The organism is Nostocoides sp. (assembly GCF_037045025.1).
GTDB lineage: Bacteria > Actinomycetota > Actinomycetes > Actinomycetales > Dermatophilaceae > Nostocoides_A.
This window is the reverse complement of record NZ_JBAOHM010000018.1, coordinates 361,906-384,107: the sequence shown is the minus strand read 5'-3', so window position 1 is coordinate 384,107 and position 22,202 is coordinate 361,906. Positions and strand designations below refer to the sequence as shown.

21 protein-coding genes and 1 pseudogene are annotated in these 22,202 nt (G+C 69.0%); 7 read left to right on the top strand and 15 right to left on the bottom strand.

Annotated elements, in window-relative coordinates; all coding sequences use genetic code 11:
* Positions 1–87 precede the first annotated feature (87 nt).
* A complete protein-coding gene (locus V9G19_RS27055) occupies positions 88–942 on the top strand; it encodes a DUF3097 domain-containing protein (protein WP_462288468.1) in 855 nt (284 codons plus the stop codon).
* Positions 943–1,251: 309 nt separating this feature from the next.
* Here the strand turns inward: V9G19_RS27055 and V9G19_RS27050 are convergent, their stop codons facing one another.
* From V9G19_RS27050 to V9G19_RS27040, 3 genes and pseudogenes are all read right to left on the bottom strand, one after another.
* A complete protein-coding gene (locus tag V9G19_RS27050) occupies positions 1,252–2,370 on the bottom strand; it encodes an ISAs1 family transposase (RefSeq protein WP_462288467.1) in 1,119 nt (372 codons plus the stop codon).
* Positions 2,371–2,858: 488 nt separating this feature from the next.
* A complete protein-coding gene (locus V9G19_RS27045) occupies positions 2,859–3,884 on the bottom strand; it encodes a hypothetical protein (RefSeq protein WP_462288502.1) in 1,026 nt (341 codons plus the stop codon).
* A gap of 286 nt (positions 3,885–4,170) precedes the next feature.
* A pseudogene (locus V9G19_RS27040) lies at positions 4,171–4,659 on the bottom strand (ATP-binding cassette domain-containing protein); the annotation flags it as partial.
* Between the two features lie 857 nt (positions 4,660–5,516).
* On the opposite strand from V9G19_RS27040, the gene V9G19_RS27035 reads away from it, so the two are divergent.
* Positions 5,517–6,050 carry a DUF4870 domain-containing protein gene (locus tag V9G19_RS27035; RefSeq protein WP_462288466.1) on the top strand — a complete coding sequence of 178 codons (534 nt, stop codon included), beginning with the start codon at positions 5,517–5,519 and terminating at the stop codon, positions 6,048–6,050.
* 4 nt (positions 6,051–6,054) lie between these two features.
* On the opposite strand, the gene hemW is transcribed toward V9G19_RS27035, so the two are convergent.
* Positions 6,055–7,311: a radical SAM family heme chaperone HemW gene (gene hemW, locus V9G19_RS27030; RefSeq protein WP_462288465.1), complete on the bottom strand. Its 1,257-nt coding sequence runs from the start codon at positions 7,309–7,311 to the stop codon at positions 6,055–6,057.
* A 280-nt stretch (positions 7,312–7,591) separates the two neighbouring features.
* Between hemW and V9G19_RS27025 the strand changes: the two genes are divergently transcribed.
* Entirely contained in the window at positions 7,592–8,368 is a 777-nt protein-coding gene (locus V9G19_RS27025; protein ID WP_462288464.1) for a tyrosine-protein phosphatase, read from the top strand.
* A gap of 108 nt (positions 8,369–8,476) precedes the next feature.
* Here the strand turns inward: V9G19_RS27025 and V9G19_RS27020 are convergent, their stop codons facing one another.
* The 7 genes from V9G19_RS27020 to lepA form a co-directional block, all read right to left on the bottom strand.
* Positions 8,477–8,887 carry a VOC family protein gene (locus tag V9G19_RS27020; protein WP_462288463.1) on the bottom strand — a complete coding sequence of 137 codons (411 nt, stop codon included), beginning with the start codon at positions 8,885–8,887 and terminating at the stop codon, positions 8,477–8,479.
* 53 nt (positions 8,888–8,940) lie between these two features.
* Complete coding sequence (locus tag V9G19_RS27015; protein WP_462288462.1) at positions 8,941–9,750, bottom strand: AraC family transcriptional regulator; 810 nt, start codon at positions 9,748–9,750, stop codon at positions 8,941–8,943.
* Positions 9,751–9,757: 7 nt separating this feature from the next.
* A complete protein-coding gene (locus V9G19_RS27010; RefSeq protein WP_462288461.1) occupies positions 9,758–9,943 on the bottom strand; it encodes a hypothetical protein in 186 nt (61 codons plus the stop codon).
* On the bottom strand, positions 9,931–10,173 hold the full coding sequence (locus V9G19_RS27005) for a DUF2510 domain-containing protein (protein WP_462288460.1): 243 nt from the start codon (positions 10,171–10,173) through the stop codon (positions 9,931–9,933). The genes V9G19_RS27010 and V9G19_RS27005 overlap by 13 nt, the downstream gene beginning before the upstream one ends.
* An 18-nt stretch (positions 10,174–10,191) precedes the next feature.
* A complete protein-coding gene (locus V9G19_RS27000; RefSeq protein WP_462288459.1) occupies positions 10,192–10,437 on the bottom strand; it encodes a hypothetical protein in 246 nt (81 codons plus the stop codon).
* 111 nt (positions 10,438–10,548) lie between these two features.
* Positions 10,549–11,763: a hypothetical protein gene (locus V9G19_RS26995; RefSeq protein ID WP_462288458.1), complete on the bottom strand. Its 1,215-nt coding sequence runs from the start codon at positions 11,761–11,763 to the stop codon at positions 10,549–10,551.
* Between the two features lie 680 nt (positions 11,764–12,443).
* On the bottom strand, positions 12,444–14,297 hold the full coding sequence (gene lepA / locus V9G19_RS26990) for a translation elongation factor 4 (protein ID WP_462288457.1): 1,854 nt from the start codon (positions 14,295–14,297) through the stop codon (positions 12,444–12,446).
* A 145-nt stretch (positions 14,298–14,442) separates the two neighbouring features.
* Here lepA and V9G19_RS26985 point away from each other — a divergent pair, with 145 nt between their 5' ends.
* The 4 genes from V9G19_RS26985 (at position 14,443) to V9G19_RS26970 (ending at position 16,827) form a co-directional block, all read left to right on the top strand.
* Positions 14,443–15,387, top strand: a complete 945-nt coding sequence (locus V9G19_RS26985; RefSeq protein ID WP_462288456.1) for a M48 family metallopeptidase — start codon at positions 14,443–14,445, stop codon at positions 15,385–15,387.
* A gap of 44 nt (positions 15,388–15,431) precedes the next feature.
* Complete coding sequence (locus tag V9G19_RS26980; RefSeq protein ID WP_462288455.1) at positions 15,432–15,989, top strand: type II toxin-antitoxin system PemK/MazF family toxin; 558 nt, start codon at positions 15,432–15,434, stop codon at positions 15,987–15,989.
* Between the two features lie 112 nt (positions 15,990–16,101).
* Positions 16,102–16,380 carry a type II toxin-antitoxin system Phd/YefM family antitoxin gene (locus tag V9G19_RS26975; RefSeq protein ID WP_462288454.1) on the top strand — a complete coding sequence of 93 codons (279 nt, stop codon included), beginning with the start codon at positions 16,102–16,104 and terminating at the stop codon, positions 16,378–16,380.
* Between the two features lie 3 nt (positions 16,381–16,383).
* On the top strand, positions 16,384–16,827 hold the full coding sequence (locus tag V9G19_RS26970; RefSeq protein ID WP_462288453.1) for a type II toxin-antitoxin system VapC family toxin: 444 nt from the start codon (positions 16,384–16,386) through the stop codon (positions 16,825–16,827).
* Positions 16,828–16,898: 71 nt separating this feature from the next.
* Here the strand turns inward: V9G19_RS26970 and rpsT are convergent, their stop codons facing one another.
* The 4 genes from rpsT to V9G19_RS26950 all read right to left on the bottom strand — a co-directional run bounded on the left by rpsT (position 16,899) and on the right by V9G19_RS26950 (position 22,169).
* On the bottom strand, positions 16,899–17,159 hold the full coding sequence (rpsT, locus tag V9G19_RS26965; protein WP_462288452.1) for a 30S ribosomal protein S20: 261 nt from the start codon (positions 17,157–17,159) through the stop codon (positions 16,899–16,901).
* A gap of 210 nt (positions 17,160–17,369) precedes the next feature.
* Positions 17,370–18,344: a DNA polymerase III subunit delta gene (gene holA / locus V9G19_RS26960; protein WP_462288451.1), complete on the bottom strand. Its 975-nt coding sequence runs from the start codon at positions 18,342–18,344 to the stop codon at positions 17,370–17,372.
* A 45-nt stretch (positions 18,345–18,389) separates the two neighbouring features.
* On the bottom strand, positions 18,390–19,880 hold the full coding sequence (locus tag V9G19_RS26955; RefSeq protein WP_462288450.1) for a glycosyltransferase family 39 protein: 1,491 nt from the start codon (positions 19,878–19,880) through the stop codon (positions 18,390–18,392).
* Positions 19,881–19,889: 9 nt separating this feature from the next.
* A complete protein-coding gene (locus V9G19_RS26950; protein WP_462288449.1) occupies positions 19,890–22,169 on the bottom strand; it encodes an ATP-dependent DNA helicase in 2,280 nt (759 codons plus the stop codon).
* Positions 22,170–22,202 lie beyond the last annotated feature (33 nt).

Below are 22,202 nucleotides of genomic sequence, written 5' to 3'. Positions count from 1 at the left end.
GACGCGCCCGCCTGAGACTGGCCTGGCACTCCCGACATGCGAGTGCCAATTCTACGTGGTCGTGCCGCCAGCGCTTAACCTGCGACGGTGAGTTCACGGTATGGAGAGGACGTCCTCGCCGGCAACTGGCGCCGCCCACGGGCCGCAGCTGTGGCGGCCGTGCCCGCGCAGGTGGGGCTCGTCGTCGAGGACGCCGAGTCCGGCTGGTGCGGGGCGGTGCTGCGGGTCGAGGCGATCGGCGGCACCCAGGTGGTCGCGCTGGAGGACCGGCACGGCCGGGTGCGCTCCTTCCCGCTGGGCCCCGGCTTCCTCATCGACGGCCGCCCGGTGGTGCTGACCCGGCCTTCGGGACCGGCGATGCCGAGCGCGCCCGCCCGGTCGGCGAGCGGCTCCCAGGCGGTGCTCGGCGCCCGCGCCAAGGTGGCCGCCGCTTCCCGGATCTTCGTCGAGGGCAGCCACGACGCCGAGCTGGTCGAGAAGATCTGGGGCCACGACCTGCGCGTCGAGGGCGTCGTCGTCGAGCTGCTGCACGGCGTCGATGACCTGGTTTGCGCGCTCGCCGGCTTCGGGCCGAGCCCGCAGGCGCGCGCGGGGGTGCTCGTCGATCACCTCGTGCCCGGCTCCAAGGAGAGCCGGATCGTCGCTCAGGCACTGCGCCCGTATGCCGCCGACGCCGTCCTCGTCGTCGGCCACCCCTTCGTCGACGTCTGGCAGGCGGTACGCCCGCAGCGGGTCGGGCTGGACGCCTGGCCGGTCATCGCCCGCGACACGGAATGGAAGGCGGGGATCGCCGCGGCGCTTGGGCTGCGGCATACGACCAACGAGGACATCGGGCTGGCGTGGAAGCAGATCCTGGCCCGCGTGCGGAGCTATGCCGATCTCGAGTCGGCCTTCTCCGGCCGGGTCGAGGAGCTGATCGACTTCGTCACGAGCTCGGGTTAGCCGTGGGTTAGCCGGGCGAGGATCTGGGTCCGCACGCCCCGAAGCGAGAGTATGCGAAGACCCCGGTGACAGCGAGAGCGAACGCGGTCCACGTAGTAGCTCGAAGAAGTGCAGCGTTGTACAGGATGTTGACTCCGATCGGCACAAGGTTCGGTGCGCTGGCAACCACCACAAGGAGCGCGGACGGAAGCCAGCCGCTCCTCAACCCCAGGACAGCTACTCCAACGACAATCAGTGCGGCGATAAGGGTGGCATCCGCCAGGACCAACTCTCTGGGAACCGGGCCCAGGGTCCCGGAAAGGTCGTATCTCACCAGGTCAGCGCGCATGTGATGGCTCGTTCTGGGTTGCGTGAGTGATGCCTGGTCGCGGCTGCGATGTTGGAGCGGCCGGTCAGCCTCAGGATGCTGATCGCGGTGTTCGTAAGGCTGGCCATGATGCGGGGCAAGACGCCGGTGCGGACCTGGGAGCGGTCCTCGTCGAAGGTGGCATCACGCACCCAATGGACGCGGTTCTCGATTCCCCAATGGCCCTGCACCCACGCGGCCAGGGTGGCCGGTTGTGCGTCGTGATGGCTGGCGGAGGTGATGAGGTAGACCACCTCCACGGACTTCTTCCCGTTCTTGGTGACGGTCCTGCGTAGTTGCGCGACCTGGGCGACACCGACGAACTCGGGCCAGTCCGGCAGCATCGGTAGGTCGATGACCTTGATGGTCCGGGTCGCACGACGGCCGTGACCGAGTTGGGTCGTCCGCGAGCCGACGGGGACCTTGTTCCAGGGCAGCTTCTTCAACGCGCTCAGGAGCGTGGGGCGGTTGGCTTTGACAGTGAACACGTAGTCCGCGCCCGCGTCGAGGATGGTCGCGGCGGTGTCGTCTTGGGTGTGCATCGCATCCACGGTGATCACGCATCCGCGCAGGTCACAGGGATCGAAGCCGGTCAGCAGGTCGCGCACGGCGGGGATCTCATTGGACTTCGCCTCGACCTGATTCTGGCCCAGGACGACGCCGGTGGCGTGGTCGAGCGCGGCGATCAAGTGCGGCGCGGTCCTCTCAGCGGTGCGGGCGCCGCGGAGGGTCTTGCCGTCGATCGCGATCACTCTCCTGCCGCCGATCTGACGCACTTGGCACCAGGCGTAGACCGCCAACGCGACGTCGAGTGCGGCGGCGTCGAGACGGGCGAAGAGCTTGCGTAGCGTGGACTCCACCGGTGCCTTGCCGAGCCCGAGCCGACCGAGTTGCACGGTGTCGAGGTCGGCGGCGAACTCACCGATCGCGGCGAACGACTTCGCGCCCGCCAGGACCGCGGACACCGCGACCGCGAGCATTCCGACGAGTGGGAAGCGAACACCTCGCGGGTCGCGAGGATCAGGGACGCGGGCAAGGACAGTGAGCAGATCGGCGCGTACATCGGCGTTCGCGTCGACCATTGGGGACGATGGCATCGACGGGTGGGGCTCTCGGGCTGGAGTGGCTGTGTAGTAACTCCAATCCAAGCCCCACGAGCCCCATCCGTCACACGTGCCACGCCGTCACCCGGCCACGGTTTTCCCAGGTCACAGGCCCATCGACCGACCTTTCCGGAGCCCTGGAACCGGGCCGAGCACGGTCACGAGCCAAGCGCCGGCAATGGCCTGACTTAGATAAACTAGCGCCGCAACTCCGCGCTCCTTGCGCAGATTCCGGGAGGCCGTGCGCACGGCGCCATCTAACCCTTCACTCAAGAGTTGCGCGGCAATGAGACAAGGACCGAGAAGCGCAATCGGAACAGCCGTGTCGACGATTTCGGTGTCGACTTGGTATGGGTAATTGTAAGGAAGCGCAATGCCTGCAGCGAGAGCAGCGCCTAACCATGGCTGCCGCGACAATACACGCGCCAAGTACAGAGACCCTGCGAGCCGCCAGGCGAGCCCTTGCTTCACCGCAAGTCAAAGGCGCTCCACTTAAGAGTCCCGTCGAGAAGCTCATCCGCATGAGCTGACCACCAGGATCTGCGTTCTGCCGAGGTGAGACCGGCGAACCACGTGATCTCGCGTTGCCTTGAATCGAAGTTGACCGTGAAATCGTCTATTTGCGCGGCCCCGGGAAAGGCCGATCCATCTGTCGGCAAGTCCAGTGCTCTGTATAGCCAAGAACGCACAACGAGAGCCGGCGTGGCGGGCGAGCGTGGATCAGACGTGTCTGCGGTCTCGGGAGCCGGGCTCAACGTCACGACGAGGTCTAGGGTTTGCCCGATGGCCTGCGCCTGGGGGACTTGGGCGGACGCCGACAGGTCGAGGGACTCAGAGGCAGCGATTGTCGGCTTGCGCGCGAGTCGGCCCAGAACAGAATTGAGTTGAGCGTCGACATCGGGGCTCAATCCACGGGCCTCATCGTCAACGAAGACGAAGTCGCGGGCAAGAAGTCCCGGGGCAACTGTGTCAATCATCGACCACACCCTTTCGAGCTGCTGCCGCTGAAAGAACTTGACCGCCGGAAGGCAAATTACCCTTGCCTTGTCCTTGTGACACCGGAGTTCGGCAGCCCTGAAATCGGGCTGCCGAGACGCGGCCGGCCCCCAGGAGCCAAGCAAGACAGCAACTGCCAGCACGGTAGCTGCGGACCCGACGAATATCCTTCGGGGCGTCTTTCGGCCAAAGGAGAGGATTAAGACTGCCAAAGCCCCCGCGAGGTAGATTTGCAGAATGGAAATCCAAGTTGCTCTCTCATACAGGGCCATCCAACGCCAGTCCATCGGTATTAGGGAGCCGAGCACACCCGTATCGCGCACCACCAGCCACGCAAGCGCGGCATATACGATCACCCCGGCCACGGGCGCCACGACGAAATACGGGGCGAGTCGTCCCAAGAGTTGGCCCACGGCACCAGCCACGACCATCCAGGCGGCAGGAGCCAGTAGCGCCAACGGATCCGGGTGGCCGTAGCTTGCGATCTTTGCAGTCATCAGCCCCACGACGACACCGGCAACCCACCTCCCCACCGACGAGGGACAAGAACCCCGACTTCAAGCGGGTTAACGGGTCTGGCCCTGTTCCGAGAGCCTCTAGTTCAGGACGAGTGCCATCGAAAGAAACCCTGCCGTGGTCCAGAATTAGGATTCGGCAGTCCAGCGCGCTCACGTCCTCCAGGAGGTGGGTAGACCATAGCGTAACCGTGGTCGAGGGAAGTCGCTTAATGTATCCGTGAATCGAATCGCGCTGAGCGGGGTCGAGTCCGGCAGACGGCTCGTCAAGAAACAAGACGAGTGGTTGAGAAACGATGGCGGCCGCGAATCCCAACCGTCGAACCATGCCGCCCGATAACGCGTTCACGCGAGCCCGCCGCAACGTCCACAAATCCGTGCTCTTCAAAGCGGCTTCGACATCGGCATTGAGCCCGGACCCCGATGATCCCTTGAGCCAGCCTGCATATGTGACGACCTCTTCGGCCCGCATTCGCGGAGGCGCAGTGAAAGACTGAGGAAGCCAGCCCGTTGAGCGGTGCGCGGCACGCCACTCCCGTTCCGACGTGAGCGGAACCGATCCCAACTTCACCACGCCAGAACTCAACGGCTCAACACCAATCCAGCTCTTGATGAGAGTTGACTTGCCAGCCCCATTGCGCCCGAGCAGAACCGTCGTTCCGGCAGTCAACTCGACGCTAACCCTGTCCAGGGCAATGGTCTGCCCATAGACCTTGGTTGCCTGCTCGATTGACCATGCTTGACGAACTGGTGTCAAGAGCGTCTAACGGTCGGCGTCCAGGAGCCACAAGGGTCGGAGATGATCTGAATATCTCGGCAGATCCGGAATTTCGCGCCATCTACGCTGGCCGGGTAAATCCCGGCGTAAAGACAACTGCCTCCCTTGGGCACTTCAGTGAGACTCGTCGTGTTTGTAGCGACCTTCATCGTTTCCCGCGCAGACATAATCGGGCGCAGAGTCGTACACCCGCGTTGCCGAGAAATACACAGCCCTTCCACTCGTGGACTTGAGCTTCCCACTTGCGGACCACGAGTCATCCGACCAGCCAGTCAGCGATTGACTACCGGAACCATCATTGGAGCTGACGGTGACCGCCCATGCCGTTCCCGGCACGAGGGCAAGAGCCGCTCCCATCCAAAACCCCCGCCATGCTTTTCTCGCCAGGCACATCGCCACCCCGTCTGTAGACGTTCTGCATACTGGAGTTGGTGCCATGGCTGTTGGTGCCATGGCTGTTGGTGCCATGGCTGTGCGCAGAGGCTACCCTTCGTTATCGCATCCGTCAACGAAGGGGTTAGGACGCTGGGATCGCCCTTTGGCCGGTATGCGGTCGTCCAGACGCCAGCCGACGACGTCGTCGTCGGCTACCCGTTCGTCAACGCCTGGCAGGCGTTTCGGCCCAAAGCGGCGCGGGCGGCACGCCTTCTCCGGCCGGGTCGAGGAGTTGATCGACTTCGTCACGGCTCCGGGAGCACCCTGAGCCGTCCCCCGAGACGCCCGGGACACGGGCCGAAATGGAATGATCCGGGCCGGATGTGCGCTTGACTGGATACCGAACGAGACAACTTCCGGGGAGATGCTCCGGCTCGTCGCCACAAGGGGGAACCGTCATCATGACCCAGCACCCGCAGGGGGATCCCACCCAGCCGAACTACCCGCCGATCGACACGACCGGCAACTCCGGCTACCAGCAGGCCGGATCCTCGCCCTATGTTCCGCCGCAGCAACCGGGCGACACCGCCTCGGCCGGCCAGGGCGGATTCTCGAACGCCGTCGGCAGCATCGGCGGCACCGGCCCGATGACGGCGCAGCAGGAACGGTCGTGGGGAATGCTCGCCCACGTCATCCCGCTTGTGCTCTTCGTCCTCAGCGCCGGCACCCTCGGGTTCGTCGCCTCGCTGGTCATCTACCTGATGTACAAGGATCGCGGGCCATTCGTCCGGGAGAACGCCGCCAACTCGCTCAACATCCAGATCGCCACCGGCATCGGGCTGGTCATCTCGGCCATCCTGATGTTCGTCCTGGTCGGTTTCATCACCTACCCGCTGGTCTGCCTGTGGGCCATCGTGCTGCACGCCATCGCGGCGAGCAAGGCCAACCAGGGTGAGTGGTACTCCCCGCCGATGGTGCCCAAGTTCATCCGCTGACGCGTCAGTCGGCCAGCAGCCGACGCACCACGGCATCGGCCAGCAACCGCCCCCGCAGGGTCAAGACGACCCGGCGGGGGCGGTTCGCGTCTGGGTCCTTGACGAGGCCGTCGGCTTCGATGAGGCCGTCGGCGGCGAGCGCCGCCAGCTCGGCCATGGCGGTCGGGTTCAGCGCCTCGACCGCAAGGCCCCCGCGCAGTCGGATGCCGAGCAGGATCTCCTCCTCGGCCCGCTGGGTCGGGGTGAGGACCTCGCGGGCGGCGGCGGGCGAGTGGCCGGCGGCGAGGCGAGCGGCATACGCATCGGGGTGTTTGACGTTCCACCAGCGGACGCCGCCGACATGGCTGTGCGCGCCGGGGCCGATGCCCCACCAGTTGGCGCTGCGCCAGTAGGCGAGGTTGTGACGGCAGTCGTGGCCGGGGCGGGCCCAGTTGCTCACTTCGTACCAGTCGTAGCCGGCCCGGGCGAAGGCGGCGTCGGCAAGTTCATATTTGTCGGCGAGGTCGTCGTCGTCCGGCGCCGGGAGTGCGCCCCGACGCACCTGGGCGGCGAGTTTGGTGCCGTGCTCGACGATCAGCGCGTATGCCGAGATGTGGTCCGGCGCAAGCCGGATCGCCTCGTCCACGCTGGCGCGCCAGTCGGCGAGGGATTCGCCGGGGGTGCCATAGATCAGGTCGAGGCTGACGTGGAGCCCGGCCGCGCGGGCGCCGACGACAGCGCGCTCGACATTGGCCGGGTCGTGGGTGCGCTCCAAGGCGGCGAGCACATGTGGCAGGGCGGACTGCATGCCGAGGCTGATGCGGGTGAAGCCGGCGCCGGCGATCGCCTGCAGGCTCCGCGGGGTCACCGAGTCGGGGTTGGCCTCGGTGGTGATCTCGGCTCCGGCGGCGATCGGCCAGTGTCCGCGGATCGCGTCGAGCAGGCCGGCGAGGTCGGCCGGCGGCAGCAGGGTCGGTGTGCCGCCGCCGAAGAAGACGCTTCCGACCTCGGGGGCGGCGGGCGCTGCGGCGAGGACAGCCGCGGCGAGGGCGAGTTCGCGGCGAGCGGCCGCGGCATACGAGCTGGTGGTGGCGGCGGGCCCGGTGAGGTCGCCGGGGGCATAGGTGTTGAAGTCGCAATAGCCGCACCGGACCCGGCAGAACGGGACATGGACATAGACGGCGAGCGGCCAGCCGGGGCGGTCGAGGCGGCCGGTCACCTCCTGCGGCAGGTGGCCGTCGCCGGGTGCCGGGTCGCCGTCGGGGAGCGCGCTCGGGGCCATGGGCGCATCCTTTCAACGTCACCGGGCCTCGCGGGACGGCGTGTCCAGCGCGACACGCCGTTGGGGTGAAAATTTCCGGAAAATGTCAATCGCCGGCCTTGCCGAGGGACCATTCCCGTTGTAGAAATGACCTATCGCAATCGCCTCCGGGCGAAGGCGATACCGAGAACAACTCCGGTTGTTCTCACGCTCGGAGCAATCCGAGCACGAGGGCCTCGGGAACTCATACTTTCCGAGGCCCTCACCTTTGTGTTCACTACCGGCCCGTAGCCTGGTGCGCGTGCAGCGGTGGATCGAGCTCGACGGCGTCGTCAATATGCGTGACCTCGGCGGGTTGCCCACCCGCGACGGCGGGGTCGTCCAGCCGCGCCGGCTGATCCGCTCCGACAATCTGCAGGACCTGACCCCGGCCGACGTGCGTCACCTGATCGACGACATCGGCGTGAGCGACATCGTCGACCTGCGCTCCCACCGCGAGCTGCACCTGACCGGCGATGGCCCGCTGCGCGCGACGCCGTTGCGCCACCATCACCACAGCTTTTTCCCCGATCCCACGCCCGACCCCGAGGGCGAGCAGCCGAGCCCTCCTGCCCGGCCGGCCGCGGCCGAGCGCCCGCCGGTGAACGCCGACTATTGGAGCCAGCACTACCGAGGTTATCTGAACCGTCGCCCCGACTCCGTCGCTGCCGCCCTGTCGGTCATCGCCACCGCGCCGGGCGCGACGATCGTGCACTGCGCGGCCGGCAAGGACCGCACCGGCACGGTGATCGGTCTGGCCCTGTCGGTCGCCGGCGTGCCCCGGGAGGAGATCGTGGCCGACTACATCCTGTCCACCGAACGGCTCGAGCAGATCGTCGGCCGCCTGGTGGTGCACGAGGCCTACCGCGAGCTGCTGACCGGCCGCCCGATCACCGACCAGGAACCGCTCGCCGAGTCGATGGAACAGCTGCTCGACATGGTCGAGGACGATTTCGGCGGCGCCCCCGCCTGGCTGCGCGCTCAGGGCTGGACCGCCGGCGAGGTCGCCGCGCTCCGCTCCCGACTGCTCGCCCCCTGACCCGCTGAGGACTCCGGCCTCCCAGATCCGCTGAGGTCTGCGGTTCTCGCTGAGGTCGTACTACCGATCATCAGACTTCGGCAAAAGATGACGACCTCGGCGGGTTTTTCAGCCGGCGTAGGTGCCGAAGCTCCAGGAGTTGCCCTCGGGGTCGCGGACGGTGAAACCACGCGAGGCATAGCCTTCGGCGTCCTCCAGTGCCCGGATGAACTCGGCGCCAAGCGACTGCGCGCGGGCGGCGATCTCGTCGGGGTGGTCGGTGACGACATAGACCCCGACGGTGCCGGGCGCGCCGCCGAACTCGCCGTCGTCCTTGCCCGCGGTGGCGACCATGACCCGGCCGCCCTCGGGCCAGATCATCTCGCTGTGCTGGATCTCGCCGTCGACCTCGCCGGGCACGACGATGCCGTGCTCGAAGCCGAGCGCGGCCATCCACTCGCGCGCGGCGAGCGGATCGGCAGACATCATCGAGGTCCAGATGTTGTGGTCGGTGCGGGTGCTCGTCGTGGTCGTTTCCATGACCCCACCCTCTCCGGGGCGGGGCCGCGGCGTCTTGGACGAATCCGAACCCCTCACCCGCCGGTGGCCTCGCCGCGCCGGGCGAGGGTGTCCCCGCGCAGCCACTGAGTCGGGCTGGCGCCGGCGAACTGCCGCCAGTCCCGGACCAGGTGGCTCTGATCGGCATACCCGCAGCGGATCGCGATGTCTGCCAGCGCGGCCCGCCCGATCAGCGCCCGGGAGCGCTCGAAGCGCATCATCCGGCCCGCGAGCTTGGGCGTCGGCCCAAACTCCCGGGCGAACCGGTCGGTCAGGTGCCGAGCGCTCCAGCCGACATCCTGCGCGACCGCACCAATCGGTATGCCGCCCCGGCTGCGCGCGAGCAGCTTCCACGCCCGGCGCACCGGAGCCTCGATAACCGCCCCCCCGTCGACGATCGCGGCCAACTCCTGGGTGACGACCGCGAAGCGTTCCGGCCAGGTGCGCGCGCTACCCACGCGCTCCCGGATCCGGGTGCCGAGCGGGCCCAGCACGTCGGCGAGCGGGACACTCCCGCTCTGGAACTGCGCTGCCGGAGCACCAAGCAGCGCCCGGGCTCCGGCCGGGGTGAGCGAGAGCTGCAGGCCGAACTGGTTGCCGTCGTGATGGATGTGCGCCGGCTCGGCATGCAGCCCCGCCACGAGGGCCGCGAACCGGGTCGGTCGCGACTTGGGATCGTTGGACGCGACATCGATCCCGTCATCCAAGGTGATGATGATCGTCAGGTGCCGCGACGGCATACCGACATGGATTCCCGGCTCGGCACCGGTGATCCGGTATCCCTCCAGCGCGGCGAGATAGGGACGCAGGAGGTCCGGGACCGGCGCCGCGACGTATTCGTCCATGACCGGCTCAGCCGATGATCCCGTGCCGGCGATTCCAATTGTTGGCCCCGATGTAGGCGTCGATCATCCCCCAGATCCAGGTTCCGAGGACGATCGGCACACCGATCGCGATCAGGCACAGCGGTAGTCCGATCAGATAGAGCAGCAGGATTCCCACGCCCTTGCCGACATCGCCGTTCATCATCGAGCCCACGCCGGGGATGAAAAGGACACCAGCAGCGCCAGACCCGGGCTTTTGGGCGCAACCGCATAGGGCGTGGCGACGGCGTAGGGATTGACGGCATACGGCCGCGCGGCGGGCGTCAGCGTGGCGCTGGCCAGATCCTGGGGGCCGGCGGGACGGCGCTGCCCGGTCCAGCTGCGGCCGTCCCAGAAGCCCTCGCTGCCATCCGGCTGCGGATACCACCCCGCGGGAGCTGTCATACCCCAAGCGTAGACGGGTCAGGACACCCGCCGGATCAGCAGCGGGGCCCCGAGATCGGCGGCCGTTGTAGGAGGGACGAACAGGCCGAGATCGCCGGCGAGGGAGGGCACGGTTGCCTCGTCCAGCGGCCGGGTGATCACGCGCAGCGGTTGACTGGCCCGCTCCGTGATGTCGCGGTATTCGCCGGTGTCCGGGTTGATCCGCACGGTTCCACAGACCATCGTGATCGTCGACGGCAGGGCGACCGGGTGCGCTCGGATCACCCGAAATCGACTGCTCGGTCGTGCACCCTTGCGGCCGGTAGTTGACGAATTGCGCGCTCGCGTTGGGGTCGCCACCGGGGACCATCGGGAAGTCCCCGCCGGCGACCTGGGTCAACGGCACCACGACGAGGCCTGGCGTCGTGCGCGCGATGGCATCGCGGGTGCGTTCCTCGGCCGGACGTCCGTCGAGAAGGGCAGGGAAATGTTCGCCTCGCCATACGGCGCGCTTGGGACATACTCGCGCCGCGCCTGCTCGGTGTCGCTCGTGAGCCCCACTCCCATCATCGTCAGCGCCGCAACCGCGCCGACGATCGCGGCGACCGACGGGGTGGACCGGGCCCGCTGCCGCGCGGCATCCCGGCTGGCCAGCCGCATCGCCACCGGCAGATGCTGGGATCCGCGGGCAGCCAAAGGGAGCAAGATCGGCACCGTGAACAGGGCGCCCACGATGAGCGGGACGGCTCCGGCGACGATGACGATCTCCGAGGCATGGCCGACGATGCCAAGGAACAGGACGAGGCCACCGAGCACGGCCGCGATGACCCCGGCGAGGAAGACCAGCTTGGAGGGGCTGGGCGAGACCTCCTGGCCCTTCATCACGCCGACGATGTCGAGTCGACCCAGGCGCCTGGCCGGCAGCAGGGCGGAGAGAATCGCGACCGCCATGACGGCGCCGACCTGGACCCAGGGCACATCGAGGGGCCCGCCGGCCCACGGCGTCCAGATCGGAATCACCCAGCGCGTGACGACCGGGACGGCCAGCACCCGGCGAGAGCACCTGCGGCCGCCGCGAGCGCACCGAGCACCACCGCCTGGGACAACACCGTGCGCCGCAGTTGGGCCGTGGTGGCTCCATTGCTGGCCGCCAGCGCGAGCGTACGTCGCTGCCGCGCGGCCCTGACGGCGAAGGCGGGCCCGACGAGCAGGGTCACGATAATCAGCAGCAGCAGCCACCGGCGAGACCAGACCCGCGGTTCGTCCGGCGTCGAGGGACATCATCTCGGTGAGTTCGGGGTCGATCTCGCTGCGCGGCGGTGGATTGCGCAGGACATCGGCGGATAACACCATGAGGCCGAAGGTGTTGGCCGCCTTCACATCTGTCCAGGTGAACGGTCGGTCGCGGTAGAGGTGATAGTCGGTCGCGTAGGGGTCGACGGGCTCACCGAGGGTGTCGCGGGCGATCAGGCCGCGCAGCGGGGCAGCCCACGAGCCGTGCGCCTGGGCGACACCCACGATCCGGAGGGTGCGGGTGGGCGTCGTATCCAGCGTGACCGTGCCGCTGGCCGGCAACAGGTCGTCGTCGATCGCCGCCTGGGTGACGACCACCTCGTCGGCGGCCGCCGACCACCGGCCGACGCCAGCGTCAGCCCGGCACCCCGCGCGGCCGGATCGGTCGTGCTCAGCAGGTCAACCCGACGGGACCGGTCGCCGTCGAGAATCCGGGTGCTCGCCACGGTGGTGGCGACGACGTTTCCGTCGAACTCCTGCGCCAGCACGGCAGCAAGTCGCTCCGGTCTCGGCGGGTCGGCGGAGCCCACGCCGGGAAGGGGCTTTGCCGGTGGGGTTTCCCCCGCGCTCGGCCCGTCGGCCGACGCCCCAGCCGGCATCGCCTGGATCGCTTCCGGATCCTGGACGATCTGATAGTTTCCCGGCGGGTCGAACACGGCGACGGCGTTTCCCAGCTCGACCGGGATGCGTTCGGCGCCGGTGATCAGGCTCGTCGGATACAGCGTGAGCGCGAACACCAACAGCGCCGTCGGAACGGCGACCATGAGAAGCGCCAGGACCCTGCGACCACGATGGCGGCGCACCTCCCGCCGGGCCATCCGCAACCCCACGGCCCAGGAACCTCGCCAACTCCCCGCCGCCCCGGCATACGCGCTCACCGTTGCCCCTCCGCAGAATAGCCCGTCTGATACTCAGTATGCGATCCGCCGAGCCTAACCTCGGCTACCGGCCGGCCGCGATCCTGACTCCGGAGCCCGCCGGACAGTGGCGCCGGAGGGCTATTTCTTCGGCTTCGGCGCGGCGTCCTCGGACGACAAGGCGGCGATGAAGGCCTCCTGGGGGACCTCGACCCGGCCGACCATCTTCATCCGCTTCTTGCCCTCCTTCTGCTTTTCCAGCAGCTTGCGTTTGCGGGTGATGTCGCCCCCGTAGCACTTGGCGAGCACGTCCTTGCGGATCGCGCGGATGTTTTCACGGGCCATGATCCGGGCGCCGATCGCGGCCTGGATCGGGACCTCGAACTGCTGGCGCGGGATGAGTTCCTTCAGCTTGCCGGCCATCATCACGCCATACCCATAGGCCTTGTCCTTGTGCACGATCGCGGAGAAGGCGTCGACCTGCTCACCCTGCAGCAGGATGTCGACCTTGACCAGGTCGGCGACCTGCTCGCCGTCGGGCTCGTAGTCGAGGGAGGCGTAGCCGCGGGTGCGGGACTTCAACTGGTCGAAGAAGTCGAAGACGATCTCGGCGAGCGGGAGGGTGTAGCGCATCTCGACGCGCTCCTCGGACAAATAATCCATGCCGCGCAACGCGCCCCGCTTGCCCTGGCACAACTCCATGATCGCGCCGATGAACTCGCTCGGGGCCAAGATCGTCGCCCGCACGACCGGCTCGCGGACCTCGGCGATCTTGCCGTGCGGGAACTCGCTCGGATTGGTGACCGTGATCAGCGAGCCGTCCTCCATCGTCACGTTGTAGACGACATTGGGCTGGGTCGAGATCAGGTCGAGCCCGAATTCGCGCTCCAGGCGCTCCCGGACGATCTCCAGGTGGAGCAGCCCGAGGAAGCCGCAGCGGAAGCCGAAGCCGAGCGCGGCCGAGGTCTCCGGCTCATAGACCAGCGCAGCGTCGTTGAGCTTGAGCTTGTCGAGCGCCTCGCGCAGGTCGGGATAGTCCGAGCCGTCGATCGGATAGAGCCCGGAGAAGACCATCGGCTTCGGATCGCGATAGCCGCCCAACGGCGTCGCCGCCGGCTTGGAGGCATTGGAGACGGTGTCACCCACCCGGGACTGGCGCACATCCTTCACACCGGTGATCAAATAGCCCACCTCGCCGACACCGAGCCCCTTGCTCGGCACCGGCTCCGGCGAGATCACGCCGATCTCGAGCAGTTCGTGCTGCGCCTTGGTCGACATCATCACGATCCGCTCGCGCGGGTTGAGGTTGCCGTCGATGACCCGGACGTAGGTGACGACGCCGCGATAGGTGTCGTAGACCGAGTCGAAGATCATCGCCCGGGCGGGCGCGTCCGGATCGCCGGTCGGGGCGGGGAACTGGCGGATGATCTCATCGAGCAGTTCGTCAACGCCTGCACCGGTTTTGCCGCTGACCTTGAAGCAATCCCCCGGGTCGACGCCGATCAGGCCGGCGAGCTCCGCGGCATACTTATCGGGTTGTGCCGCAGGCAGATCGATCTTGTTGAGCACGGGGATGATCGTCAGGTCATTCTCCATCGCCAGATAGAGGTTGGCCAGGGTCTGCGCCTCGATCCCCTGGGCCGCATCGACGAGCAACACCGCCCCCTCACAGGCGGCCAGGCTGCGCGAGACCTCATAGGTGAAGTCGACGTGCCCCGGTGTGTCGATCATGTTGAGCGCGTATGTCGTCCCGTCGAGTTCCCAGGGCATCCGCACCGCCTGGGACTTGATCGTGATCCCGCGCTCGCGTTCGATGTCCATCCGGTCGAGATACTGCGCCCGCATGGCCCGCTCGTCGACGACACCGGTGAGCTGGAGCATCCGGTCGGCGAGCGTCGACTTGCCGTGGTCGATGTGGGCGATGATGCAGAAGTTGCGGATCAACTCCGGCGGCGTGGCGTGCGGCTGCAGCGCGGCGCGGGCGCGGGGTGACACGGTCCTCGGACGTCCTTCACTTGCGGGGAGCTGACCCCCTAGTCTCCCACGCGCGCCGACGTGCCCGTGCCGCCCTTTTCGCTTACTCCCAGCCTTTCGCCTACGCTCGTGGGGATCACCCCGTGCCGAAAGGGGATCCACCAACATGAGCGTGCAGCCACCACCGCCCGGGTATGTCGCGGTGGACCCCTCCCGCGACCAGCTGTCGGCTCGGCGCGAGATCCGGGCGGCGCTGCGGCATCCGCTGGAGATCTTCTGCCTCGTCATGGCAATCCTGGTCTCGCTGCTCATCCTCGGCTCGGCCATCGCCGATGTCGTCGGAGCGATCCGCGAGCGCCGCGCGCCGGGGACCTATTCGCTGCTGTTCGTGCTCGCGCCGCTGGTGCTGTGGTTCATGCGTGGGCAACTGATGGCGCGGCTGCGGGTGAACTCGGTCAAGGTCACCCCCACGCAATACCCCGAGGCGTATACCATGGTAGCGGAGGCGGCGGCGCACTTCGGCCTCAAACGGGTCCCGGACGCCTATGTCGTGCTCGGGAACGGCATGATCAACGCCGCCGCGTCCGGGCACGGGTTTCGCCGGTTCATCTTCATCTACAGCGACTTGTTCGAGGTCGGCGGCCGGCTGCGCAACCCCGACGCGCTACGGTTCATCGTCGCCCACGAGGTCGGCCACATTGCGGCCGGCCACACGTCCTATTGGCGGTGGCTGTCGATCTTTGCCTCCAACTGGGTGCCGCTGATCGGCCCGGTCCTGTCCCGCAGCCAGGAATACACCGCCGACAACTTCGGCTACGCCCACTGCCCGCAGGGCAGCGCCACCGCGATGGCGACGCTGGCGGCCGGCAAGTACCTCAACTCAAGCGTCGACATCAACGCCGTCGCCGACCGGGCCGAGCAGGAGAAGGGCTTCTTTGTCTGGACGGTCAACGCGGCCGCCTCCCACCCGGTGCTGGCGTGGCGGGCCCATGCGTTGCGCGACCGGTCCGCGCCGGGGCGGCTGCTGTGGCGACCGCGGGAGCCCAAGGCTCTCGCCCTGCCGCCGAGTGCCCCCCAACTGCCCCAGCCCGGGCCCCGGCCTGGAGCGTGAAAGTGGTTGACCTGACCGGGGGCCTGACCCGTCTCCTTCGCCGTATGCCGCTGCCCTCCCCGCGCGAGCCCGGACGCCCGCGGGCCGACGCCGAGCCCACCGGCGAGGCTCCCGACCGGGGCTTCGACCAGGGCCAGGACACGAGCGGTCGGCCCGCCGGCGCGGCATACGTGGGCGATCACACCGGCCCCCTGCCCCACCTGCGGTATTCGCCCAAGCCCGATGGCAAACCCGACCCCGGTGAGATCGTCTGGACCCGGGTGCCCTATCAGGACAACCCGCGCACGGGAAAGGACCGGCCGGTCCTGTTGCTCGGCTGGGACGGGCCGTGGCTGCTGGGCTGCCCGCTGACGAGCAAGGACCACGACCGCGACGAAGAGCAGGAGCGCGCCGAAGGCCGGGTGTGGGTCGATATCGGCGCGGGCGCGTGGGATTCGCGGCGACGCCCCTCGGAGGCCGGCATCCACCGGGTCATCCGGATCGACCCTCAGGCCATCCGCCGCGAGGGCGCCGTGCTCGACCAGGCCCACTTCCGGCAGGTGGTCGCGGCGCTGGTCGGCTTCCACGGCCACCGCCGGGCCCACCAGGGCCCGAGCCGTTAAGGCTGCGGAGCCTGCGCGTCGGGTGGGGGATCTCGTGTGCGGCCGCGGGGGTGCCGCTAGGTCGCTTGGGGCGACCTGGCCAATGTCAGACGTGGGTAGTACAGTGGCCGCCATGACGACCGTGACAAAGCGGGAGCTGAACCAACACACCGCCGACGTCCTCGCGCGCGTCACCGATGGGGAGGATGTCGTCGTCACCGAGCGCGGGAGGCCGCGCTGGCGGATCTGCGTCGTTGGCGAGGACGTGTCGTTCTTGGAGCGCCTAGAACGCGACGGGCTGTTCGTTCCGCCATCCGCGAACCCAACTCCCTGGCCGAGCCACCCGGGCGGGCCGACCTACACGGACGCTCAGGTCACCAACCTGCTGGACGAGATGCGTGGCGAGCATTGACCCATGACGGAGCAGCTGGTCTACCTCGACTCATCGGTGGCGCTCCGCACGATTGTGGACGTGCCCGAACGGGAGCGACTGCACGCGTGGATGCAAGCCGCCGGGACGTTGTTCGTGTCCTCGCGGCTGCTACGAACAGAAGTCATCCGGGTGCTGCGCCGCGATGGCCGGCCGCTCACAGACGGCAGGCCGCTCCTCGAGCGCGTCGGGTTGCTGGACATCACGCGCGAGACGCATGCCGTCGCCGAGTCCATCGAACGGCACGTCAAGACCCTGGACGCTCTCCACCTGGCAACGGCGCTGGTGATGAGGGCACCGGTCACCCTCGCCACGCATGACGCCACAATGTCGACGGTTGCCGGCCACCTGGGCTTGCCCACCGTCGATCCCGTCACGGCGCACGAGCGCATCGGGGAGGACCAGAGCGCCGCTACGCCAAGCGGTTGACCGTCGCTGACGCCAGACCTCAGCTGGCAGGATCAGCTGTCGACGCCTCCGTCAGCTGTCGATGCCTGGGGTCAGAGCGAGGCGGCCTTCTTGGCCATCGCCGACTTCTTGTTGGCCGCCTGGTTGGCGTGGATGACGCCCTTGCTGACGGCCTTGTCGAGCTTGCGGGCGGCCGTGCGCAAGGCGGCCTGAGCAGCCTGCGCGTCGCCGCTCGCGGCGGCCTCGCGGAACTTGCGGTTCCACGTGCGCAGCTCGCTCTTGACGGCCTTGTTGCGCTCGGTGGCGACCTTGTTGGTCTTGATCCGCTTGAGCTGGGACTTGATGTTTGCCACAGATGATCTTTCGTCGCTGGTCGGTATGCCGTGAGGGCGGCAGGGCTGCTCGGGACCGGCGTGGGGATGCCGCGGTTGAACCGCCCTGGGTGGTGCTGTCGTGCGCGCACGACCGGGCGCGCACGCGATCGACAAATCTACCAGCGCGGCCAGCGGCAACACAAAACGACGAGGCTGGCCGTTGGGATGGCGCCGAGCGGGCGCCGGATGCTAGTCGCCGCGCCGGGCGGCGGCGATCGTCAAGATCGCCCGCTCGACGGCATAGACCGGATCGCGGCCGCCGCCCTTGACGTCGAAGTCGGCGGCTGCGACCGCCTGAATGCAGCGGCCGAGCGCCGCGCCATCCCACCCGCTCAGTGCCCGCCGGGCCCGGTCGACCTGCCACGGCGCCATCCCGAGCTCGCGAGCCAGATCGGCCGAGCGGCCGTGGCCGGCGGCGCCGACCCGCACCAGCTGGCGCAGCTGGCTGGCCAGCACCGCGACGATGGGCACCGGGTCGAGACCGGTGCTGAGGGCGTGCCGCAGCAGGCGCAGCGCCTCGGCGGCGTCGCCGGCGATCGCGGCGTCGGCGACCTTGAACCCGGTCGCCTCGACCTTGCCGCCGTGATAGGTGGCAACGACGCCCTCGTCGATCGTGCCGGTGGTGTCGTCGACCAGCTGCTTGCAGGCCGCGGCCAGCTCGGCCAGGTCGCTGCCCACGGCCTCCAGCAGCGCCCGCACCGCCTCGGGGGTGACCTTGCGGCTCGCGCGGCGGAACTCGTTGATCGCGAAGTCGTGTTTGTCGCGGTCGGATTTGACGGCGGCCGCCTCGAAGACGCGTGCCTTGGCGCCCTTGAGGGCATCGACGATGCGCTTGCCGCGGTTGCCGCCCTTGTGCAGCACGACGAGCGTCAGGTCGTCATCGGCGGCGCCGATGGCGGCGAGCAGCTGGGCCTGGACCTCCTCCCCTGCCTCGTCCGCGTCGGCGATGACGATGACCTTGGCTTCGCCGAAGAGGCTGGGGCTGGCGTGCATGGCCAGCTCTCCCGGCCCGGCCTCGAGCGCGGCCAACCGCAGGATCTCGGCGTCCGGGCGGCTGGCGCGGACGTCGGCGAGCACGTGGGCGAGCGCCCACTCGGCGAGCACGGTCTCGGGACCGTGAATGAGCACGAGGGGCGGCACGAGCGCGGGCACCTCGAGCGGCATACGGGAAAGACTGCCACGAGCCACCGACAGGTGGTCGGCGACGGCTCAGTCGAGGTGGCGCAGACGCGGCCACAATTGTGGCCACGGAGCGCGGGGGCCGGTGCACAGGGCGATCGGCTGGCCTTGCTCCTCGTTGTCGACGTCGACGCCGTTGTCGAGCCGGGCCAGCACGGTGCACCGCTCGAACATCTCTTGAGCACTGTCGAGTTGCCCGCCGACGACCAGCACCCGGTCGCCGGAGGGCGGACCGAGGTCACCCAGGCCGGTATGCCCGCTGTAGGGATGCGGCAGACCGAGTGCCGGCCCGTAGCGGTCGATCGCCCCGGCCTCGCCGTAGTTGGCGCTCAGGATCGGCAGCGGCCGGCCGTCGGCAACCTGAACGTGGGCCGCGGCGATCTGCTCGACATAGGCCGGCCAGCCGACCTGGTCGCGGACCAGCTGCGCCATGCCCGGGATCGGGGTCGCCCCCAGGTGCGCTTCCGGGATGACCGGGAGCGCGAGGACGAGTGCCACGGCGGCGTTGACCGCGACGACAGCGCTCGCCACGGCGCGCCACCGGCGGCGCGCGGCAAGCCAGCGGCCCGCGGGGACGCAGCCGGCGGCATACATGACGCTGAGCAGGTGGATCGGATAATGCGGCTGAGCGCCCGAGACCAGCGTGAAGGCAACGAGGCCGGCGAACGCCACCGCGAGGAAACCGGCGCGCCCCCGCTGCGGAGCGCGCAGCAGCCACCCGATGCCAAGCACCCAGACGAGCACGAGCGGCGGGCCGAGCATCAGCAGCAACAAGACCGGCAAGAACGAGCGCACCTCACCCGCGTTGGCGCTGGCCAGTGCCTCACCCATCCGCAGCTGCGGCCAGTCATTGCCGGCCTGATAAGCGATCACCGGAATCGCGATCGCTCCGGCAATCAACCCGCCCAGCCACGGCCATGGCGTGCGCAGCGTCGCTCTTGGCCCAAGGACCACCAGCCCGAGCACCAGCAAGCCAACCACGACAACAACCAACAGCCGGGTGTATGCCGTCACTCCCGCGACGATGCCGGCCGATAGCCACGTGCGTGGTCGGCCCGAGACTGCCCGCAGCACCAGGACCACCACCGCCAGCAGCAGCGGCAGGTCGATCGTCGCGGTGAGCAGGACATGACCGAGCATGAGCGGCATCGCTGCAAAGGCATACCCCCAGGCGCACAGGACCTGCGCCGCCCGGCCACCGCCGAGATCGCGGGTGATCAGCGCGAGCAGGATCACCGAGAGCGCAGCCGCAATCGTCGCCGGGAGGCGCAGCGCCCACACCTGATCGGCCAGGTGGGTGCTCAGCCGGGGCAGACCGGGCGTCAGCGGCGGCTGGTCAAGGTAGTTCCACTGCGCCGGCAGCATCCGGAAATAGAGCTCGTCGCGGTGATAGCCATAGCCGGCGCTGCCCGCGGTGAGCGCGAGCGCCTGAGCGGCAGCGGCGGCGAGCACGGCCCGCCGCGCGAACGGCGGCCGGGCCGCCCCCTCGAGGTGACCCGCTCGGGCCTGGACGCCGTCCACGACCGCCGGCTAATCCCAGCTCAGCTGGGGCGTACTGGCCGCGGTCAACCCGAGGCCGTCGAGCCGGGCCTGGACGATCTCCTCGGGCAGTTCCAGCGACTCGGCGAGTTCGGCGAGCGTCAGGCCCATCTCGATGCCGTCGCGCAGTTCCTCATCGTCCTGCTCGGTCCACGGGTGCCCGAGGGTCACGGCGGTCCGGGCGTTCTCGGGGGGCGGCGGGTCGGCCGCGACCGGTTTGGCGTGGCTGGCGCCGTCGGCGTCCACGCGCTCGCCCGCGGGCCCCTCCGGGGCGTCATCCGCAGGCGGCGCGCCCCCGGCGCTGCGCCGCCCGGGCTCGGCCACGGGCAGCGGCGCGGCGGCGCTCGCGTCGAGCCGGTGCAGCGCCTGGAGGACGAGCGCCCGGTCGGTGGTCGGCCAAAACGGCGGCAGCGAGCGTTGCAGGAAGCCGGCGTAGCGGGCGGTGACCATGCGCGAATCGAGGAAGGCGACCACGCCCCGGTCGGTGCCGGTGCGGATCAGCCGACCCGCGCCCTGGGCCAGCCGGAGCGCCGCGTGGGTCGCGGACACGGCCATGAAGCCGTTGCCGCCCATCCGGCCGATCGCCTCGGTGCGGGCACTGGCGAGCGGATCGTCCGGTCGTGGGAACGGGATCCGGTCGATGATCACCAGCTGACAGCTGGAGCCGGGGACATCGACTCCCTGCCAGAGCGTCAAGGTGCCGAACAGGCAGGTCGTCGACTCACGGGCGAACTGCCGCACGAGGGTGGGCACCTGATCCTCGCCCTGGCACAGAACCTTAATCCCGCTGTCCGCCAGCCGATCCCGCATCGCCTCGGTCGCCTCCCGGGCGGCCCGCATCGAGCTGAACAACCCGAGCGTGCGGCCGCCGGCCGCCCGCACCAGCGCCTCGATCTCATCGATCAGTGAATCGTTCAGCCCGGTGCGCCCGGGCGGCGGCAGCTGCGCGGCGACATACGCGATGGCCTGGCCCGGGTAGTCGAAGGGGGACCCGACGTCGAGGCCGGCATATCGGGGCGCCCCGGGGCCGCGCAGCCCGATGGTTCCGGCGAGCGCGTCGAAGCTGCCGCCCAGTTCCAGCGTCGCCGAGGTGAGCACGACCGTCCGCTCGGTGAAGATCCGCTCGCGCACCAGCATGGCGACGCTCATCGGTGCGACGTGCAGCACCGCCCCTCGGCGCGCGTCGAGGCGCACCCACACGACATCGAGATCGCGTTCCTCCAGGATCCGCGCGCTGGTGTCGAAGGCATCGCCGACGGCGGCGAGCGCGACCTGGCGCCCGCTGTCGGCGCCGTCCCCCGGCTCGGGTTTGAGCGCGGACTGCACGGCACGAGCGGCGTCGCGCACCGTGGTCAAGGCGATTTTGAGCTGGTCGGGTAGCGAGTCGAGGCGGCTCTCGGGCAGGCGCTCCAGCGCAGCTTCCAGCGCGTCCGCGCAGTCGGCGAGCTGCTCGGCACCCTCGGCCTTGCCGGCCTTGCGGGCTGCGGCGCGGACCGTGCCCGGCGTGATCTCGTCGGTGATCGTTGAGGTGATCCGGTCGACCAACTCATGAGCCTCGTCGATGACCAGCACCTCGTGCTCGGGCAGCATGAACCGGCCCTCGAAGGCGTCGATCGCCATGAACGAGTGGTTGGTCACCACGACGTCGACGTCATTGGCCAGCGCCCGCGAGCGCTCGACGAAGCACTCGGAAACCATGGGGCAGCGTTGGCCGAGGCACTCCTCGGCGCTGACGCTGACCTGTCGCCACGCCCGCTCCGAGACCCCTGGGACCAGCTCGTCCCGGTCGCCGGAGTCGGTCTCTTCGGCCCAGTCGCGCAGCCGGGTGATCTCCTTGCCCAACCGGGAGGCCGAGGCGTCGACCGTGGCGACCTCAAAGAGCCCGCCCTCGTCCTCCGGCGGGAATCCCCCGACCAGCTTGTGCTGGCAGACATAGTTGCGCCGGCCCTTGACCAGCGCGAACCGGGGGCGGCGCCCCAGCAGCGGCTCGAGCGCGCCCGCCAGCCGCGGCAGGTCGCGATCGATGATCTGTCCCTGCAGCGCGAGCGTGGCGGTCGCCACGATCACCGGCCGGCCGCTCGCGGCGGCGTGCAACACGGCCGGCACGAGATAACCGAGCGACTTGCCGGTGCCCGTGCCGGCCTGCACGAGCAGGTGCTCGCCGGTGTCGATCGCGTCCTGGACGGCCTGGGCCATGCGCGTCTGGCCGGGGCGCTCGCTGCCCCCGAGCGCCGCGACGGCGGCGTGCAGGGCTTCGGCGAGGGACGGCATACGGCTAAGCGTAGGCGGCGCCACCGACCCCGC

What these genes read in the sequence shown, in the direction of transcription:
- V9G19_RS27050 (WP_462288467.1), bottom strand. Translation starts at nt 2,370, where the DNA reads ATGGTCGACGCGAACGCCGATGTACGCGCCGATCTGCTCACTGTCCTT.
- V9G19_RS27045 (WP_462288502.1), bottom strand. Translation starts at nt 3,884, where the DNA reads ATGACTGCAAAGATCGCAAGCTACGGCCACCCGGATCCGTTGGCGCTA.
- V9G19_RS27035 (WP_462288466.1), top strand. Translation starts at nt 5,517, where the DNA reads ATGACCCAGCACCCGCAGGGGGATCCCACCCAGCCGAACTACCCGCCG.
- hemW (WP_462288465.1), bottom strand. Translation starts at nt 7,311, where the DNA reads ATGGCCCCGAGCGCGCTCCCCGACGGCGACCCGGCACCCGGCGACGGC.
- V9G19_RS27020 (WP_462288463.1), bottom strand. Translation starts at nt 8,887, where the DNA reads ATGGAAACGACCACGACGAGCACCCGCACCGACCACAACATCTGGACC.
- V9G19_RS27015 (WP_462288462.1), bottom strand. Translation starts at nt 9,750, where the DNA reads ATGGACGAATACGTCGCGGCGCCGGTCCCGGACCTCCTGCGTCCCTAT.
- V9G19_RS27005 (WP_462288460.1), bottom strand. Translation starts at nt 10,173, where the DNA reads ATGACAGCTCCCGCGGGGTGGTATCCGCAGCCGGATGGCAGCGAGGGC.
- V9G19_RS26985 (WP_462288456.1), top strand. Translation starts at nt 14,443, where the DNA reads ATGAGCGTGCAGCCACCACCGCCCGGGTATGTCGCGGTGGACCCCTCC.
- V9G19_RS26980 (WP_462288455.1), top strand. Translation starts at nt 15,432, where the DNA reads ATGCCGCTGCCCTCCCCGCGCGAGCCCGGACGCCCGCGGGCCGACGCC.
- V9G19_RS26975 (WP_462288454.1), top strand. Translation starts at nt 16,102, where the DNA reads ATGACGACCGTGACAAAGCGGGAGCTGAACCAACACACCGCCGACGTC.
- V9G19_RS26970 (WP_462288453.1), top strand. Translation starts at nt 16,384, where the DNA reads ATGACGGAGCAGCTGGTCTACCTCGACTCATCGGTGGCGCTCCGCACG.
- holA (WP_462288451.1), bottom strand. Translation starts at nt 18,344, where the DNA reads ATGCCGCTCGAGGTGCCCGCGCTCGTGCCGCCCCTCGTGCTCATTCAC.
- V9G19_RS26950 (WP_462288449.1), bottom strand. Translation starts at nt 22,169, where the DNA reads ATGCCGTCCCTCGCCGAAGCCCTGCACGCCGCCGTCGCGGCGCTCGGG.